Origin of the sequence: Lentisphaera araneosa HTCC2155 (genome assembly GCF_000170755.1) — a bacterium.
In the GTDB taxonomy this organism is placed as follows: Bacteria; Verrucomicrobiota; Lentisphaeria; order Lentisphaerales; family Lentisphaeraceae; genus Lentisphaera; species Lentisphaera araneosa.
The window spans coordinates 80,872-98,508 of record NZ_ABCK01000019.1; the positions used below are offsets into that span (position 1 = coordinate 80,872).

Here is a 17,637-nt window from a genome sequence, read left to right on the forward strand (position 1 = left end):
AATTATAAGGAGTTCAGTTTGTATAATCATTCTATATTTCATTTATTTTCATTCTGCGTTTTGTGGATGGCATTAATTACACAAGGCCAAAAAGTGCCTTTTAATAAAGACTGGAAGTTTAACTTATCAGATAACCGACAAGCGATTGAATCTGATTTTAATGATCTTGCTTGGGACGCAGTTGACTTACCTCATGACTGGGCTTTTGAGGCGGTATACTCTGAAGATGCCGTTCAGGGTGACCGCGGAGGCTATAAACCGGGTGGGATAGCTTGGTATCGCAAAGAGTTCGATCTACCGAAAATAAGTTCAACTAAGCGTGTGAGAATTGATTTCGATGCGGTTTATATGAATAGTGAAGTCTGGATTAATGGTCATTATTTAGGTAAGCGACCTTATGGCTATATTAGCTTTAGCTATGATTTATCCAAATACCTAAAACCTAGACATAATGTAATAGCCGTTCGTGTTGATAATAGTCATGAGCCATCGGCTCGCTGGTATCATGGTTGCGGAATTTACGGTCATGTAAATTTGGTTTATACTGATGCTGTGCACATAGCAAAAGATGGTGTTTGGGTTGCGACCCCCCAGATCACTAAACAGCAAGCTGATGTGGTGGTTGAAAGCGAGGTTTTAAATACTTCATCTAACGCAGTGACCGCTGAAGTTAAAGCTGTTGTGTTGGACCCCAACGGGAAGAAAGTGGCAGAAAAGTCACAGTTAGTGAAAATAGCAGCCCATAATAAAATGATTCAAAAACAAAGTTTTTTGCTTTCTCAACCTCAGTTATGGGATATAACAGCCCCAAACCTGTACAAAGTCGTTACTACGATTTCTGTGGATAATAAAGTAAGTGATAAAGTAGTAACTCGCTTTGGAATACGGACGATTAAATGGGATGTAAAAACAGGCTTTTGGCTCAATGGTAAAAATATAAAATTATTAGGTGTGAGTGACCACTTGGAAGCAGGACCAGTGGGGGCAGCAATACCAGATGAGTTAAAACGTTGGAAGATTCAACTTTTAAAAGATATGGGATGTAATGCGATTCGCTTAGCACATAATCCGGAGACACCAGTTTTTTATGATCTATGTGATGAAATAGGCATACTGGTAATGGATGAAATATTTGATGGTTGGGAAGAGAAAGCTCAGCAAGATTATGGTAAACAGGCTTTTAATGATTGGTGGGAACGAGACTTGCGTTCCTGGTTAAAGCGCGATCGTAATCACCCTAGTGTTTTTATCTGGAGTTTAGGAAATGAAACTAAGGGTGAGGTAGCAAAGGATCTTGTTAGAATATGTCGTGAAATGGATCCCTATCGCTTAACGACATCGGGTCATTCCGGAGATGAGGAAATGGATGTATTAGGCGTCAACGGTGCTAGTGAAAGCATGAAGTTTTTTGAACAGTTACCTCCGAATAAACCATTTGTCTCCACGGAAGCCCCACATACTTGGCAGGTCAGAGGCTTTTACCGAACTAAAACTTGGTTTCGTGATGGTTATCCGAATGAACGACATAAGCCATTCCCTTGTCCAGATTTGACTGAGAAGGAAATTTTTACTTACTATGGTATTAAACCACATGACCGTGAAAATCGTAAACAGTTTTTTAATTCCTCCTACGATAATGCCATGGTGAGGGTTACTGCCCGGAAAAACTGGGAGTTAATGCGTGATACACCGTGGTATAGTGGACACTTTCGTTGGACTGGTTTCGATTATATAGGAGAAGCTGGATATGTACATGGTGGCTGGCCCTTCCGTGCCTTTATGGGCGGGGCACTTGATTTAGCGGGCTTTAAAAAAGATCTGTATTATTTTTATCAGAGTCAATGGACCCAAGAACCCATGGTTCATATTTTGCCGCATTGGACGCACCCTAAAATGGAATTGGGTACGGAAATTCCGGTATGGGTCTATTCCAATTGTGATGAAGTAGAGCTTTTTCTCAATGGTATCTCACTAGGAAAAGATAAGCCTGGAAGAAAGTGGGACGAAATGCAATGTGAGTGGATGGTTCCTTGGGAACCAGGTACTATCACTGCTGTAGCCTATAAAGAGGGTAAAGAAATTTTACGAACTTCGCACTCTACCGCTGGCGTTCCATCTCAACTTAAGTTGAGCACAACAGGTGACGAATGTCCTGTTGTTACAGTAGAACAACTGGATAAAAAGGGTGAGCTAAATCCTTACGCAGAAAATCGTATTCATTATTATGTTGAGGGTCCAGCACGCCTTCTTTCCTTAGAAAGTGGTAATCCAATTAATACAGAAAGTAACTATGGGAAGACATCTAGGACGACCTTTTTTGGACGAGGACGTGCGTTCCTAAAAAAGACATCTGAAAAAGGTGATATAAATGTTGTCGTAGCAGCGATCTGTGGAGAAAAACAACTCATGACTTCCAATGAAATTAGTATCGATAATAAGTTGCTTACACTTCAGGGAGAGAAAAAAGATTTCGATGTCAAAATCTACTATTCAATAGATGGTACTAAACCTAAAACCCTCTACACTAAACCCTTTTTAGTGGAGCAGGATACAACTGTCCGAGCCTATGTTTATGATGGCCAGCGCTTGCTGTTTAGCATGAGTGAAAAGTTTTCTGATGATGAAGGTTTGTATTGGGGCAGTGTAGAAGATTCTCTTGTAGTGGGTGGTGGAGAGCAAGCCGAAGATGCAGAGTTCAATGGTGTTAAAGTTTCGACTAGAGGTAATTGGTTTAATGGTAAAGGTTATATAGACTTTGGAAAGAGTATAGGCGGCTACGTTGAGTGGTATCAAGAAAATGATGGCGATGCTGGCGATGTGAACTTAGCAATTCGTTATAGGCATGCCGTAAAAGATCAGGAGGGGGGCTACTTAAAACTCACGGTAAATGGTGAAGTTATTAAAGCAAAAGTCTTCTTTCCAGTCACTCGACATGGCACGAATTACGCTAAGTCCTGGGTGAAAATCCCTCTGAAGAAAGGCGCAAATACCATTCGTTTGACGTCTATCGAAAACAGAAGTCCATATATTGATGAGATAGTTGTGAAGTAATTTAAGTATATGATTGGGGTTCAAAGCTATGTTTCATATTAGAAGTCATCCGTTTTATATAGTCGGTTAAGTGACTTTTACATCGAGTCGGATCTAATCCACCATCCCCTAAAATGGGGTTGCAATAGAGGCTCCATAGCTGCTACTCAACATCAATCAAAAGAACTCTAGTCTTTTCGGGTGTAATGAAATGGACCCTTACTAAGGATTTTACTAGGTACCCAAAATGATATATTCTTATGATTTTATAATCATCATAGATAAGCTCAGTCATTAGATCGATATAGTAAGGATAAAGGGAAATATATGAAGAACTACATGATTGAAAACTTTGAAAACCTTGATGCGGTCAGCTGTCCATGCGGGTTGACAAAACGTGCCTTTGTAATGCCTGAGAATAAAATAGCTTCAATACACCTCGTTGATATTAGTGAAGATGCAAAAGTACATTACCATAAAAAAATGACTGAGATATATGTCATTTTAGAGGTTGAGGGTAATGCCTACATGGAGCTAGATGGCGCCAAAGTTCCTATAAAACCCTTGCATACTATTTTTATCAAACCTGGTTGTAGACACAGAGCTGTAGGTAAAATGAAAATACTTAATATCCCTATACCTGCATTTGATCCTAACGATGAATATTTTGACTGAAAATCAAGTATGAAATAGTCTGGTCAAAGTTCGTACAAGATAAAATCTGATCATAGAAGGAGAATAAATATGAATTTAGTTAGTATAGATATTACAGACAGTAAAAACCTAAAGGGGTGGGCATCTATATTTGATGTACCTCTAGAGAAACTACTCCTTGCAATTGAAGAAGTAGGAAACCTTGTAATAGATGTAGATCAATGGATAGTTGCCAGTTATGCTAATACGCGTAGACCGAATTAGTAGTCCACATGAATACCGAAACGTACTCAAAACTGGCAAAGACATCCACGGCACCGCACGAATACAGACTTATTAAAAAGGGCCGACGGGTGATGTTAGAGGATTAATTCTGAAGCTCTATTTTGTTTGATGCAACTGTAGCACTTTTGTAGCACTTTGCTTTTTCATGCACCGACATGAAGTGATATGCACAGGCTACCGATTAAGTAAGGAATTGCTAAAAATTGTAAAAAAAAGACTACAAAGTAATCCGAAAAACTGACTCATAATCGGACGGTCGCGGGTTCAAGTCCCTCAGGGCCCACTCGAAAACAAGAAAGCACTTACAGCGATGTAAGTGCTTTTTCTTTGCTCTGATTAAATCAGTTTTAATTTGAATGCTTATCAATAGAAATGAACATTTGTGAATAAAGCTGAATTTCCTCAGCTAAATTATTATCCTTCATAACTACCGAAGCATTTTGCGAGTCTCGCGAACCATCGTCGATTTGGAAGCCAGTGAAACTATAGAATGAGCCTTTTAGGAAATATAATTTGGCTCTTGCTAGACTGAATCCGAGACTTGAGTAATGGTTGGCTGTAAGTCTTGTGAACGTATTTTCAAAGTTTTCGTTGCTGGACTTTCAACTGCAAGTAGTGTCGAGCTACTAAATGTTAAAAGGCTAATAATCAATAACTTGAGTTTCATTTTAATTCCTTTGTTTACCTTTGACTAAGGGAGACGTAGAGTTTTTCATTTTCTATATCATAGACGACGCGAGTCCCACCACTATTAGCAAAAACTTTGCTATAGCTTAAAGCATGCTTAACGATGATGTCTTCTTCGCTAATATTGTATTGCCTGAAACGCTGCTCAAACTTATCTTCTTTGAGCTCCCAGCCATTATCATCGGCAAACTTCATGAAGTCATTCTTCTTCATCTTACAGTTATACGTTTTTATCCAACCGAAGCCACCGCGTTCATAAAAATTGATTTCTGACGCCGAACTTGGCAACCAGTCCACCGAGGCTTGATTCTTTCCCATATCTTCGGGTGAATAGGTAAAGCTGATAATAAAGAGGGCAACAAAGATCAAGACGAGAGCCATAGAACTAATAGCTAGCCATTTTAATATCTTTTTAAATGTTTTCATAATTAAGTCTTTTTTAAATAAAGTGTATTAATAAATAGATGCACAAAACAAATGCTGTCGCGAGTAAAAACCATTTAAGATCATTGATAAAACAAGCTTTGAGTTCTTTCTTTTTATCCTCTTTGCTCAATTCAGCAAAATTCTGCTTCAAAAAAATCTCAGATAAATGTCTTTTAAAACTCTTCTTTTTCATCTATTTATCAATTGCTGTTAAATATAATAATGATCAAGAAAAACAAAGAAAATAGAGCGAGCCAAGATAAAACTGTACTATAAGCCTCTTCGTGATTACAGCTATCGCAAATGAGTTTACTCTTCGAAAAGGCACACTGAAAAAGTAGATAAAACCAGCCAATAAATAAGACCCCACTTTTACTAGGGCGTGAATTGATTGGATGAATCACTCTGGTCTTCAAACTTTGACAATTCGAACATTTTATATTTGAGTACTGTTCTGACATCTATGTTATCCTAGAGCTAAATAATCATTATTTTTAGAAATGTTTTCGACGTCGTTTAGTATCCAAGTTTTGAACCAGTCTTTAGTTTCTGGACGGTAGAGACGGAAGAGAAAAAACCAATCACTAGCATCTGTAGCACTCTTTGTAGTCACCCAGTTAGCTTCGTAGCCTTTTGGAACTTTGTCCAAGTTAGGAGCATAATAAACATCAACCGAACCATCTGCATTCTTTACCATCTTATCTAGATCTTTAGTCGAAGCACCAACACGATCCACACCACGGTTGAAGTTCTTAGTCTCCATATTGTATACGATTGCTGACCAAAAATCTTTAGCAGGGACATCCGCAGGAACATTCAGTTTGTAAGTATCTTTACCGTTAAGCAAGTTACCATCAGAATCGCGTAGTCCCGTTAAATAAAATGTGGCACCGCCCAATTTGTTCGGTAGGAAGGTAACATAAAAGTATGAGGCGGCACGTTTATCGATTAGGATTTCTTCACCATCTTCGAAGGGGAAGCCAAGTTGTGCTTGCGCGCCAAAATTCCAGAAGGACCATTCAGATAGCTTTTTGCCATCTTTAACCCAGAGTGGAGCAACCGTTTCACCCTCAGTGACGAACTTCTTCTGCATGTATGAGTAAGCAAGTTCTAAACCCTCGAGTGCAGCTTTCTTCTGAATGGCTGTTGGCTTAAACTCTTCTCCTTTTTTGATGCCGATGCTTTGCAGCATTGAGTACATAGCACGATCTTTTTCACGTATGGGATTATTTTGTACTACATCGTTGATGTCTTCAATGAAAGTCATATTATAATAGGGAAGACAGTCGTAGGCGAGATCAGTCGCATCCAAATACTCAGTAGCTTCAACCTTATCCGCAAGAGCTTCTTCAAGTGAGTAAATCTTAATACTTTTAGCGTGTTTTCCTGCATATGCGTGAGTAGCGCCGTTCAATAGTGTCGGACGAAACGCGAAAGAACAATCATAACCGTCCATATTTGGAACGATAATGTAAGCTTTGGCTTTCAGTTCATCTACAGTGCCGTGTTTGCCGTCATAGTTTGGTGGCAGAAATAAATACTTACCACCTTTACCTTCGTCAGCGCCTTTAGAGCCAACATCGATCATCGGGACATGCCAAGCTGATATAAAGGAACCGAAGTAGTCTATCTGGTTAGTCATGGGAGGGACTTCAACAACCATGGCGCCTTTCTTGGTAGAGATCGAACCCCAAGCATAGGCTGTGGTGTCGTTGGCAGTTAGGAATCCTTTGTCTGAACCGAAGGGTTTAGTTATAAAGTTAACTGTATCGTAATCACCACCAGCTCGCTTAGTCGCCTTGATAAAATCGACCTGAGCAACTGCAGGCATGTAGTAGATAGCGGCTTGAGTCGCACGCTGAACCATAACTTGGTACACGATATTAGTGTGTTGTGCCGATCGAGCTAGGATGTCACCTGTATCGTTGAAGTTTTGATCAGTCGGTGTTGTCGCCATAGATGTAGTCGATAACAATGAAGCCGTGATAGCTGTCAAAGTAAGTAGTCTTTTCATTAATGAATCTCCATAATTCCTAGCAGTTGATAAAATATTATGGAAACAATAAAGTACGCCCTTAATATTTTTAATAGGTGATTTCTTTTTTTTACTTAAGCATTAAGCAAAAACTTCGTGGCTTGGCACCTTCGCGAGAGAAAAATGAAGAGCAATTTTAAATTATGAATTGGTCGGTTCGTAAGTATGGATTGACTTAGAAGTGTAGAGACGCTGTCCCCATCCCTGCGAGGCTTGCCAGCCATCGGCGGGCAATAAAGTCAATTATGAATGCTTAATTATAAATTTTGAATTGGTCGGTTCGTAAGTATGGATTGAGTTGGAAGTGTAGGGACGCTGTCCCCATCCTTGCGAGGCTTGCCAGCCATCGACGGGCAATAAAGTTAATTATGAATGGTAAATTATAAATTTTGAATCCGGAATAATGTAATGGTTTTACTCTGCGTCGCCGTGCCTCTGCGTGATGATTACAGTACAGTTTAAGAAGTCTTCTGAGTTCCATACCTTAAGGCATGGGATATGTTTATCCATTGTTTGTCTTAGGATTTCATCCTAAGCTACTTAAAGTTTAATGGTTTCACCATAATTGAAATATTCTAAAATCGGTGGAAACAAAATAAGGGTCTATGCCCGCAAGGGAACATACCCTGTAGTTGATTTTAGCTCTTAATCAGCCTTCTGTCTCCTCCTGTGGTTTATTTTCAATTAGATCTATATACTCCTGAGTCAAAGATTTCGATAATCCTGTAGCGGCAGCTATTTTTTCGACTTTCCAACCTTCCTTTAAGCAAGTCTGAACTCTTTTGAAATCATTGGTATATCGCGTAACAGCTCGAACTGAGTGTGTTGTTTCCCGAGCGGTTTGTTCAATAGACTTTCCTTCATAACAATGTTTTATACAAATAATACGCTTATGAGTCAGCGTGGGACCAAGATCATGAATTGTACCTCGCCGAGGGACCAATCTGTTATGTTCTTTTTCATATTCTCTTAGATATGAAGAGATTGTACTTGGAGAAAGCCCCATGATGGCGCCAGCATCAGCAAGGGTTAAGACGCCTCCCTGTTGATAAGTTTGATCAAAGATTCGAACAACCTTCGTTATATTGCGTTTACGTTTCTTCTCCTTGGCTAAATACGCTTCAATATCATCATCGTGAATCATATCTAAAACAACAGGAACGAGCTTACATCGTTCAAGGGCTTTGCCATAACCGGCTGTTTCTGCGGCATCAACTGCGTACCACAAAGCTTGTCCCATTTTCATTCTTTCTGTTGCGGGATAATAGGTTTCAATAGTTTTAATGAGCTCTAAAACAAGACGTTCTACTAAGAGCTCGCCACCGAGCTGCGGACAATGCTGAAGAAAGAAATTCATGAGTACAGCTTTAAAATCCTTTTTAGTCCAGGCTGGCTCAGGTTTCGACTCTTTTTTATTAACGAGTTTATCTTTCATGTCTATTGCCCAGCCTTTTTTTTAGAGTCTACACTTTCCCAAAAACGGGTGCCCATAGTCTGTATTTCTTCCAAGCGCTCACGGTACGCAGCTGTTTTCATATACTGATCTCGAAGGTCAAGGCATTGTTGGTCAAAGCTAATGAACACCTACGATCAAGGATGTTTCAAAGTATCAGAAACTTCGCTTTGATAATGGACTATACGACAAAAAGATGTGATATAACGCTCTATAGCCCTGAGAGAATGTTGCATATTACGGGCTATATCCTCGGGACATTCACCTTGGATAAACTTCTCTATGGCTTTTGTTCTGTGGGTAATACCTGGGCCGATATCTTTTTTGTTTCCCCGGGTTGGAACAAGGCATTCATGTTTCTTTTGATAATCACGAATGTCATTGCGCACCGTTTTTACATCACAATCCAGTATGCAAGCTAAATCTTCCTGAGTCAGTAAACACTCCTGATCATAGCATTCCTCACACATCCGAACAATTTGATTGGCTCGCTTGGCTGAGCGGCCATACTTCAAATACACTTCTTGATCATCCTCAAGCTGGTGAACCGTAAGGGTGATGATTTTGAATTGACAAGCTGCTAGAGGTTTTCCCGCAGGTTCCAAAGCACTTATTGCCTTCCATTTCATTTGACCTGGCTGCAGTTCGGCGTCTGGACTATATGGGCCGATGCCAAATACCTCCACTGCTTTGTCGGCTATGACTTCTGATTCAAAGCGTGAGCAACTGGTTCCCTCAACAATGACATTAACCAGGGTTGAGGTATTACTTCTGAGCGCAAGTCGTTTGCTACTGTCTTCTTTACGATTTATTGTATCTGATATCATGGGATACTCCTTATTGTTTTTGCTTTTTCACAATTAATATAAGGGATGTCCCATGCTATTTTTAGAGCCCTAAATCTTTAGCGGGTATACGCCCGTATCGGAAATAAGTCTTTAACTGCAGTGAGCCTGCGAACGATCTGCAGGCGCAGCCGATCTGCCAACTGCCAACTTTACAAAAATTAAGTCTTTAACTGCAGTGAGACTGCGAACGATCTGATCACTTTGATAGACTTCGTATTCAACTTCCGCATAGAATGCGGGGCTCCCAGCTTTTATCTACAGGTGAGACCAAAGTGAGCTTGGGAACGAGCTTAAAACTTTGTTAGTCTTGGTGGAGTTTGAGGCCGATGGGGATGCTATCGCCTAGGACGATGCTTTGATCTTCGACTTTTTCTTCGACGACTTCTTGGATGGCTTGCGCAAAGTGTTTGGGTGCCTGATTCTTCTTGAGGAATTGAATGGCGGCTTCGCGGTTTTTTTCGGCTATATCTAAGGAGGGGTTACCCGTTAGGCTCATGACTCGACTCAGGCAGAGGTAATGCATATTAGTCAGTTTCTTGGGATTGGTCTGCATAATCAGTGTGGTGAGAGAAGTGATACTCTTAGCAGGTAGAACGAGGTCGAGTGGGGCGTAGATAGGACGTCGGGCGGCCATGCGGGCAATCATCCACAATTCGACATCGTCTAAGCGTGTGGCACGTTCATTAAATTCACCGAGTATTTTACGACGGAATTTGATCGGACTTAATTCGAGAGCGCCGAGGCAACGTTTAATTTCGCGGTTGAGCTGAGCATTGGCATTCTTTTTGCTATTGAGTTCCGTGGCGAGTTTATGCGCCATTTGTTCCTGACGTCCACGGCTGAGTGCTCCTGTGCAACGGCGCCAGAGTGTCCACCATTCACATTGACTCTGTAAATCATTTTTATTTTGGACTCCCTTAAACCAAAAGGGCCAAAGTTTATTGACGCGGAATTGATCGTGTGAATCGCCAAAGCCCGGACGCATCATAAAGCCCAAGATATTGTAATAGCGTGCCTCTGTACTGGCTTTTTTGCGAAGTTCGCTACTATCTAAATCCAGGAGCAAATCGGCGAGGCGACGGCAAAGGACAAGTGACCATTGCTTTCGAGGGAGCTCGAGATCGGCTTCGAGCTTGTTCATCAGTGATTTGAGTAACTTGGAGTCACTTTCCGTAAAGGCTTCAGTGATAGACTGGCTGGCTTTTGTGAGAAGTTCTTCATCAACAGTGATCGTTTCTTGCACTTCTTCCGAGACTTCTTGTTCGTGAAGTTGGCGCAAGTCAAAACGCAGTTGCCATTTATGATCCGTATCAATCGCTTCGAGCCAGACTTCGAGTGAATTACTCTCATTGACTGAGGCTTTGATTTTAACACGTATGTCTTGAATTTTTTTACCGTAGGAAATCGAGGTGCTCAAGGGAGAGAGTACAGAAATGTCCTCGGCGTCACTAGCGAGTATATCGCCGGCTTGATCTTGTAGGCGAGTCTCTGAGCTATAAAGCGGGAAACTCACAATGCTATTGGTTTTGAGGGTAAATACTTTGTCACAGCTTTGTATGCTATGCTCTTCAGTATCGCGTGGCATGATACAAATGAATTTATCGCCTTCTTCGCTAGCAATTTGCAGGAAGTAAGAACGGGCAATGCCACCCTTCACTTGTGTGCCTAAACCACTCTTACTGAGGCCGTATGCACTGGCGCCATGAGCTACGGCAATATCTAAGCCTTTTGAGTTGAGCGTATTGATCTCTTGCCCTGACCAAGCTTCTAATTGCTTGAGGATACGTTCGCGAAAGCTGAGGGGAATCATTGTCCCACCATTGAAAAGGATATGCTCAGGGAATTTAATCGAATCGTAGCCACTCACCTGTGCATCTTTTCTCAAGAAAGATAACAAGTGACTAGTGATGGCTGGGTCGCGTTCATAGGGAAGGTCTAGGGTACGTAGGCCGACTTTGCGATCGGGTTCTTCTGCGTCAATCGCAATTTGCGGAAAGAAACCACTATGAATAATGTCGAGGATTTCGCTGCGTTTAAATTTGATGAGTGACATGCCTTTGAGAAGTGAACTGCCACCAGAATGAACGGATAAATTGATATCTTCGACTTGTTCATCACCAAGAACTTTTTCTTTGGCACGGCGAGCTTCTTGAATGAGCGAACTCATTTCGCGTTGATTGAACTTTTTCTTGGCACGTCTTTGTGCTTCAAAAGCAATCGTGCGGTCAATATTATCTCCACCAAGGAGCAAGTGCGGTCCTACAGTATTTCTGCGTAGGGATTCGTCGTCACTGACTTCAATCATCGAGAAATCACTTGTGCCACCACCAATATCGATGATGAGCACGCGTTCGCCTTTTTTGAGTATTTCTTGCCAGTTTTGATTCACTTGTAACCAAGAGTAAAAGGCGGCCAAGGGTTCTTCTAGAAGTGTGACTTTTTTAAAACCAGCTTCAAAAGCGGCTTTTAAGCTGAGTTCACGAGCGACTTCGTCAAAGGACGCCGGAACCGTAATGACGAGTTCTTGATCTTCGAGAAAGCAGGGCGAGCCCTCTTTATCTTTGACTTTGCCGAATTGATGATTCCAAGCTTCGCGGAGGTGTTTGAGGTAGAATGCGGAGGCCGCTAAGGGGCTGATTTTTTCATCTTCTTCAATACCCCAAGGCAAGATAGCTTGCTCACGATCCACAGCTTTGTGGACGAGCCAAGATTTAGCTGAGTGAATAAAACGGTCTGCTTTCGCACCGCCAAAGCGCCGAGCGTATTCGCCGCTGACGTACTTGGGTGTTTTATCCCAAGCTAAAGCGAGTTGCTTTTGCTCGTTTTCTTCACAGCGATAAAGGAAACTGGGCAAGTTGTATTGCTGGTGTTTTTCACCATAAGCGATTACTTGCTCGATTTCGAAAAGCTGAGGTTCCGTAGAAGTTTCTAAGTCTACGTAGGAGAGGGCACAGTTGGTTGTACCTAAGTCAATACCGACAATGAAGCGATTCGTCATTTTACTGCTGGCTACCTTCCTCACCTAAATCAAATTCTAAACGCCATTTTTGATCAGTGGATTTAGCTTCACCCCAAACTTGAACGGTACCAATCTCGGTAAAAATAGCTTTCATATTGATGGGAATAAGGCGTGGTGCTTCATCAGCTTCGAGACTTAAATTTTTGTGAAGTGCAGGAAGTTCTTCGAGTTCGAGATCGGCGTCTTGAACAATGCTCCCTAACTCATCTTCACTGCGATTGTTTGTACAGAAAAAGCGGAATTGACTATCTTCGCCAACGAGCAGGGCGAGGTCATCGATGGGGATATCAAAACTCGTGCCATCTTCGGCCCCCTGGGGGATGACACAAATGGCGTCAACTGGCGGAGCAAAACCCGGCATTGCCGGCATAGAGGATTCGAGGCCAACATAATAGGAGAGGGCGGAGCCGGCTTTAATGCGGATGGAATTACCTTGGCGAACAAAAGCGTACCAAGCGGCACCTTTGGCCACAGCGAGGTCGGGATTAGAGTCGGCTAAGATGTCCACTTCTTCACCCGTCCAAGAATTGATAATTGAGCTAACGCGCTGGCGCAATTGCTTGGCCTTAGTCACACCACCATTAAAGAGCACGGTCTTTGGCATATTATCATTTGTTTTAATGAACTCGGCTAAATGACGGGAAATTGCGGCATCGGATTCAAAATTGAGACCAAAGGAACGCAGGCCTGAGCGTTGCTGACGCTGAACTTCTGCATCTAATTCACAGTCCGGTAAGAAGGCTTGGATAATGAATCGATCCACTTCTTCTTGAGTGAGTTCGGTTTTGAGACTTCCACCAATGAGGCTAGAACCCGTGCCTAAAACAGTGATGTCGATGCGTTCGAGAGCTTCCTCGCCGAGGATGCGTTCCTTAGCTTGACGGCATTGATGCACAAGTGAACTGAATTGACGAGCGTTGAGACGCTTGCCGAGCTTTTGTTGCATCGCGTAAGCGAGTGTGAAGTCCATATTATCACCACCGAGTAGCAAGTGATTGCCAACTGCTAAACGTTGGAGTTCCATATTGCCATCTTGGTTATCGACTCCAATGAGCGAGAAGTCAGTTGTACCACCGCCAATATCCACCACGAGGATAGAGGAATCGGCGCTTACTTTTTCGCGCCAGTTATCTTCGTTCTCTTTGATCCAGGAATAAAAAGCGGCTTGGGGTTCTTCGAGAAGGTTAGGGAAGATGCCGCAGGCTTCGGCGGCCATCACGGTCAGTTCACGGGCTAAAGCATTAAAGGAAGCGGGGACAGTGAGGATAACTTCTTGCTTGTCGATGTATTCCTCAGGCGAAGTGGCGACTTGATTATTCCAAGCATTTTTGAGGTGCTGGAGGTAACGCGTCATGGCTTCAAGCGGAGAAAGTTTCTTTTCGGCATCATCAATAGCAGGGAGAAAGTCGCTGGTGGGATCTTGACCAGCCGAGCACAACCAGGATTTAGCTGAAGAAATCACGCGTGAGGCTTGATCACTCGCAACTTTTCGTGCATAAGCTCCGACGCAGTAAGAATTATCTTCTTGACCATCAAAATTAAACTTGCCTGAATTGACACTATTGTCGTCAGGTAAGTAGAGGAAAGAAGGAAGTGATTCGAGGGCGTCAATTTCACCAGGTGCAATAATCTGGCGGACATTTAATATTTGAATGTTTTTGTCGGGGTCTTGTGTGTCGACGTAAGCAAGAGCTGAGTTGGTTGTCCCCAGGTCAATGCCAATCATATAGCGTTTGTTTTCAGACATCTTTATATCTCCAAAGTGATTTGCGCTTTACGCAAAAAATAAATTCATTTGGGAGATTTTAATCCTTCTAATTTTTAAGGCAAGTTACGCTTAGATTTGAGCAAATAAAAAACGGGGTAAAACAGAAGCTTTTTTAACTTAAAATCTGGATCTGAAAGTAACAGAAATTGAATTGCCTAAAAAGCCTTAGGAACTGGTCTCGTTAAAACTGATGCTATGAGCGTGGATTTTGCGTTGGTTCTCTGGGGGCAGTTGGCGATAATCGAAGCTATAGATCGCGTCGAGGTAATGACTTGGGTTCTTGGGGACAGCGAATTGATGTCCTTCAAAACTTAGTGTGCTGAGTGGGAAGACTTCTTCTTTATCAAAGACGGCAGCAACATCGGGCATTTCTCCGCCGTAGATCACTTTTGAATTACTGACATCCCAGCCGAGGTGCTTTTGTTTGAGAGCCTCTGTAAGCTGAATACGTTCCTTAGGCAGGTTCTTTCCATTGGGAGTATGAAGGCTAATAGCGGAGTAGTCACGAATCTTTTTTAATGTTTCTTCGTAATCATTCTGGTTTTCTTTTGTGTCTTCCATATTCAACATGGGAAAGATATCCACAAAGACACCTTGATGATAATTGATTTCTTGATCTTTTTCGTGAAACTCAACGATACTGGCCTTATTGGATCTTAGTTTTATGTAATCAAAATTGAATCCAGGGTCCCTTTGCGAAGTCTGCAAATAAATATTCTTTGAGAGTTCTTCGGCGCCGAGTTCTTTAAACTTTAGATAATCCTCAAGTGGCATAGAAATATCGATATCATCATCCCAAGGGATAAAACCTTGGTGCCTGACGGCTCCGAGGAGAGTTCCCGAATCCAACCAGTATTGCAGTTGGTTTCTTTTGCAGACGGCATCGAATTCAATGAGCATGTCGAGCATGATCAATTGAGCTTTGCGCAGGACTTGAGGCTCTATCATTAGCTTCTCGTTTTTCCGTAGTAATCGTAGAGGGCATCGATAAGGATGTCAGTGTATTCCTTGGTCATTTCTCCCATGTGTGAAACTCGGAAGATGAGGTCGCGCTCTGGACCGCCGTTGGGGCAGACCATGACTTTGTATTTCTCTTCTAGATCATTGACGATGTCCATGGCTGACTTGCCATCAGTTGGCGTCAGAGTGGTCATTGCGTTAGGCATGTAGGTGCTGTATTCAGCGAGAGGGAGGCCTTTGATGCTTTCTCTAAAGTATTGAGCGACTTCTTGAGCATTGTTAATACTTTGAGCGACACCGCCACGTTTTTTGATTTGTTCGAGTCGTCCATGAAGTTGGAGCATGATCGTCACTGCAGGCGTGTAGGGAGTTTGACCACGTTCACCATTGCTGAGGTAATCTTTGTAATTGAAATAAAGAGAGTTGATCTCCTGAACTTGCTCAAGGGCTTTAGGAGCTAAGACAACCATGGTTAGTCCAGGAGGTAGGCCTAAACCTTTCTGAGAACTCGCAATCACTACATCGATATTTGATTCTTGCATGTCCAACGGGTCAGTGACGAGCATGGAAATAGCATCAACAATATAAAGTAGGCCATTTTTAGTGGCATAGTCACCCATGGCATTAAGGTCATAGAGGTGTCCCACAGAAGTTTCGTGTGCATTGACAACTAGGCTAGTAAACTTTTCCTGTGGTGCGATTTCCGCAATATCAGATAAGTTGGTATCTTTGACTTTGAGTTCGTGATGGGGCACAGCGTGAGTTTGACAGATTTTAACAAAACGAGCACCAAAACCACCACCATTAATAACTAGGGCCTTGTCATTTTGAGTCAGCAAATTCATCACAGTGGCTTCCATGCCAGCTGTTCCAGAAGCGGTAAGGAATACTACTCGAGATCCTTCGGGAGCGTTAACCATTTCTAAAAGGTTTTTCTCACAATCAAAGGTGATGTTGGAAAATTCACTGTTTCTGAAATAAGGAGTCTGCTGAGCTCCTAACTTGAGGATCTCTTCCGACATCTTAACGGGGCCAGGAGTGAAAATCGCGTAGTCTTGGTAAATCATTGAGCTTTCTCTAATTGTTTGATTTTACGTTCGTTGTATTCCAAAAGGACACGGTTAATGCCAATCATATCTTTGGGCGATAACATTTTTGATTTACGTTCACCGCGTTGAATGAGCGAGACGAATTCCGCAATCATGTAACGCAAGCCACAGCCATCGAATTCGTATTTATAAGTCTGACTCTTGTTGTCATCTTCGTGATTGACTTTGAATTTTTTCGTTAACCACCAGGGGGAGGGGATGTAAACATAACCTTTAGTTCCAGAAATGATTGCATCGCCTTTGGATTGAATCCCTGTAGCCACATTAGAAATGCCGATGCCACCATTTTTGTGCTTGCTGATGATTAAATTGGAAACGTCATAGTTATCAGTTCCTTGGTCGAAAAAGGTGATATCTTTACTTCGACCCAAGATTTTGTTCACGAGTAAGGAGGGGTAAGAAGATAGAATATTTGTTGCCCCTTGAGTCATGAAAGTGTCGGGATAAATTTTATCCTTGAAAGAAGAAGTTCGAGTAGCTTTGACTTGCTTGATATCGCCAATCAAGCCATTTTTTAATTCACTAAGTAGTTGGTTAAAGGCGGGCAAAAAAGCCGTTCTTATAGCAGATAAAAGCAGGAGTTCTTTGGTTTTTGCTAGATTGAGTAGCTCCCTAAGTTCACTTTTATGAAGAGCTAGAGGGTTTTCACAGAGAACATGCTTGTTGGCTTCAAGTGCTTTTCTAATAAGCGGATAGTGTTCCTCTAAAGCGGTATCGATATAGACTGCGGAAATACTAGAGTCCAAAAATTCATCATAGTTATCATGGCCGTAGTTCACACCATTATCTTCTTTGGTAACTTTTTTAAGGTCGTTGACGTCTGAAGAGTAGATGCGATTAACTCGTAAGTTGGGGATATGAGTAGCCTCTTCAATAAAAGCCTTCGTATCTTCGCCTAGACCTACGATACCTAGTTTGATAAGGTCGTAATTCTCTTTTCTTAAGAGAGTACTTGAGATTCCTTCGGTACGACTCAAATAAACCACTTCCGTAAATTCGTTTAAATAATCGAAAAAACCTTCCCAATCATCGCCAATAGCAAAAATATCGATGCCGTATTTTTGCATGTCTTCGGCTTTTTGCTTTTTGTGGGTTTCGATAACAACTTCATCAACAAAATCCAAATCTCTGATGGTTTGGACGCGTTTTTCAGTGCTTTCAATAACGTTGAGTTTGCCTCGAGAACGGTCGTAGTTTTCGTCGGTGACGCCTACGATTAAATGATCACCTAGAGCTTTGGCTCGCTTAAGTAAGCGCAGGTGACCTTCGTGAAACATATCATATGTTCCGTATGTGATGATCTTTTTTGGAGAACTGATAAGTCTATCCCATGTTTGTTAACATTATAAAACCATCATAACAG

The 17,637-nt window shown here is 41.9% G+C and carries 13 protein-coding genes; 3 read left to right on the forward strand and 10 right to left on the reverse strand.

The genetic code is table 11. The annotated features are described in order from the left end of the window. Positions 1–66: 66 nt before the first annotated feature. The 3 genes from LNTAR_RS17450 to LNTAR_RS27300 all read left to right on the forward strand — a co-directional run bounded on the left by LNTAR_RS17450 (position 67) and on the right by LNTAR_RS27300 (position 3,948). Positions 67–3,051, forward strand: coding sequence for a glycoside hydrolase family 2 TIM barrel-domain containing protein (locus LNTAR_RS17450; protein WP_157473663.1), 2,985 nt, complete (start codon positions 67–69; stop codon positions 3,049–3,051). A gap of 306 nt (positions 3,052–3,357) precedes the next feature. Beyond that, complete coding sequence (locus tag LNTAR_RS17455; protein ID WP_007280074.1) at positions 3,358–3,705, forward strand: cupin domain-containing protein; 348 nt, start codon at positions 3,358–3,360, stop codon at positions 3,703–3,705. Between the two features lie 69 nt (positions 3,706–3,774). After that, entirely contained in the window at positions 3,775–3,948 is a 174-nt protein-coding gene (locus LNTAR_RS27300; RefSeq protein ID WP_007280075.1) for a hypothetical protein, read from the forward strand. 544 nt (positions 3,949–4,492) lie between these two features. On the opposite strand, the gene LNTAR_RS27305 is transcribed toward LNTAR_RS27300, so the two are convergent. From LNTAR_RS27305 to LNTAR_RS17510, 10 genes are all read right to left on the reverse strand, one after another. Continuing rightward, positions 4,493–4,636 carry a hypothetical protein gene (locus tag LNTAR_RS27305; RefSeq protein ID WP_007280076.1) on the reverse strand — a complete coding sequence of 48 codons (144 nt, stop codon included), beginning with the start codon at positions 4,634–4,636 and terminating at the stop codon, positions 4,493–4,495. Positions 4,637–4,650: 14 nt separating this feature from the next. Then, positions 4,651–5,082, reverse strand: a complete 432-nt coding sequence (locus tag LNTAR_RS17460; protein WP_007280077.1) for a hypothetical protein — start codon at positions 5,080–5,082, stop codon at positions 4,651–4,653. A 466-nt stretch (positions 5,083–5,548) separates the two neighbouring features. Further along, entirely contained in the window at positions 5,549–7,096 is a 1,548-nt protein-coding gene (locus LNTAR_RS17475) for a DUF1214 domain-containing protein (RefSeq protein WP_007280080.1), read from the reverse strand. 670 nt (positions 7,097–7,766) lie between these two features. Further along, positions 7,767–8,552, reverse strand: coding sequence for a DUF1670 domain-containing protein (locus LNTAR_RS17480; protein ID WP_007278865.1), 786 nt, complete (start codon positions 8,550–8,552; stop codon positions 7,767–7,769). Between the two features lie 155 nt (positions 8,553–8,707). Continuing rightward, positions 8,708–9,397, reverse strand: a complete 690-nt coding sequence (locus LNTAR_RS17485; RefSeq protein ID WP_007280081.1) for a DUF1670 domain-containing protein — start codon at positions 9,395–9,397, stop codon at positions 8,708–8,710. A 322-nt stretch (positions 9,398–9,719) separates the two neighbouring features. After that, positions 9,720–12,416, reverse strand: a complete 2,697-nt coding sequence (locus tag LNTAR_RS17490) for a hsp70 family protein (protein ID WP_007280082.1) — start codon at positions 12,414–12,416, stop codon at positions 9,720–9,722. Position 12,417: 1 nt separating this feature from the next. Further along, positions 12,418–14,184: an Hsp70 family protein gene (locus LNTAR_RS17495; protein ID WP_007280083.1), complete on the reverse strand. Its 1,767-nt coding sequence runs from the start codon at positions 14,182–14,184 to the stop codon at positions 12,418–12,420. Positions 14,185–14,370: 186 nt separating this feature from the next. Next, positions 14,371–15,153, reverse strand: a complete 783-nt coding sequence (locus tag LNTAR_RS17500; RefSeq protein WP_007280084.1) for a LicD family protein — start codon at positions 15,151–15,153, stop codon at positions 14,371–14,373. After that, a complete protein-coding gene (locus LNTAR_RS17505; protein ID WP_007280085.1) occupies positions 15,153–16,232 on the reverse strand; it encodes a pyridoxal-phosphate-dependent aminotransferase family protein in 1,080 nt (359 codons plus the stop codon). The genes LNTAR_RS17500 and LNTAR_RS17505 overlap by 1 nt, the downstream gene beginning before the upstream one ends. Further along, the gene (locus LNTAR_RS17510; protein ID WP_337998509.1) at positions 16,229–17,593 is read right to left on the reverse strand and encodes a Gfo/Idh/MocA family oxidoreductase; all 1,365 of its coding nucleotides are present in this window, start codon (positions 17,591–17,593) and stop codon (positions 16,229–16,231) included. The genes LNTAR_RS17505 and LNTAR_RS17510 overlap by 4 nt, the downstream gene beginning before the upstream one ends. Positions 17,594–17,637 lie beyond the last annotated feature (44 nt).

Coding starts and splice junctions, on each gene's coding strand:
- LNTAR_RS17480 (WP_007278865.1), bottom strand. CDS start 8,552: ATGAAAGATAAACTCGTTAATAAAAAAGAGTCGAAACCTGAGCCAGCC.
- LNTAR_RS17500 (WP_007280084.1), bottom strand. CDS start 15,153: ATGATAGAGCCTCAAGTCCTGCGCAAAGCTCAATTGATCATGCTCGAC.
- LNTAR_RS17505 (WP_007280085.1), bottom strand. CDS start 16,232: ATGATTTACCAAGACTACGCGATTTTCACTCCTGGCCCCGTTAAGATG.
- LNTAR_RS17490 (WP_007280082.1), bottom strand. CDS start 12,416: ATGACGAATCGCTTCATTGTCGGTATTGACTTAGGTACAACCAACTGT.
- LNTAR_RS17495 (WP_007280083.1), bottom strand. CDS start 14,184: ATGTCTGAAAACAAACGCTATATGATTGGCATTGACCTGGGGACAACC.
- LNTAR_RS27300 (WP_007280075.1), top strand. CDS start 3,775: ATGAATTTAGTTAGTATAGATATTACAGACAGTAAAAACCTAAAGGGG.
- LNTAR_RS17460 (WP_007280077.1), bottom strand. CDS start 5,082: ATGAAAACATTTAAAAAGATATTAAAATGGCTAGCTATTAGTTCTATG.
- LNTAR_RS27305 (WP_007280076.1), bottom strand. CDS start 4,636: ATGAAACTCAAGTTATTGATTATTAGCCTTTTAACATTTAGTAGCTCG.
- LNTAR_RS17475 (WP_007280080.1), bottom strand. CDS start 7,096: ATGAAAAGACTACTTACTTTGACAGCTATCACGGCTTCATTGTTATCG.
- LNTAR_RS17455 (WP_007280074.1), top strand. CDS start 3,358: ATGAAGAACTACATGATTGAAAACTTTGAAAACCTTGATGCGGTCAGC.
- LNTAR_RS17485 (WP_007280081.1), bottom strand. CDS start 9,397: ATGATATCAGATACAATAAATCGTAAAGAAGACAGTAGCAAACGACTT.
- LNTAR_RS17450 (WP_157473663.1), top strand. CDS start 67: ATGGCATTAATTACACAAGGCCAAAAAGTGCCTTTTAATAAAGACTGG.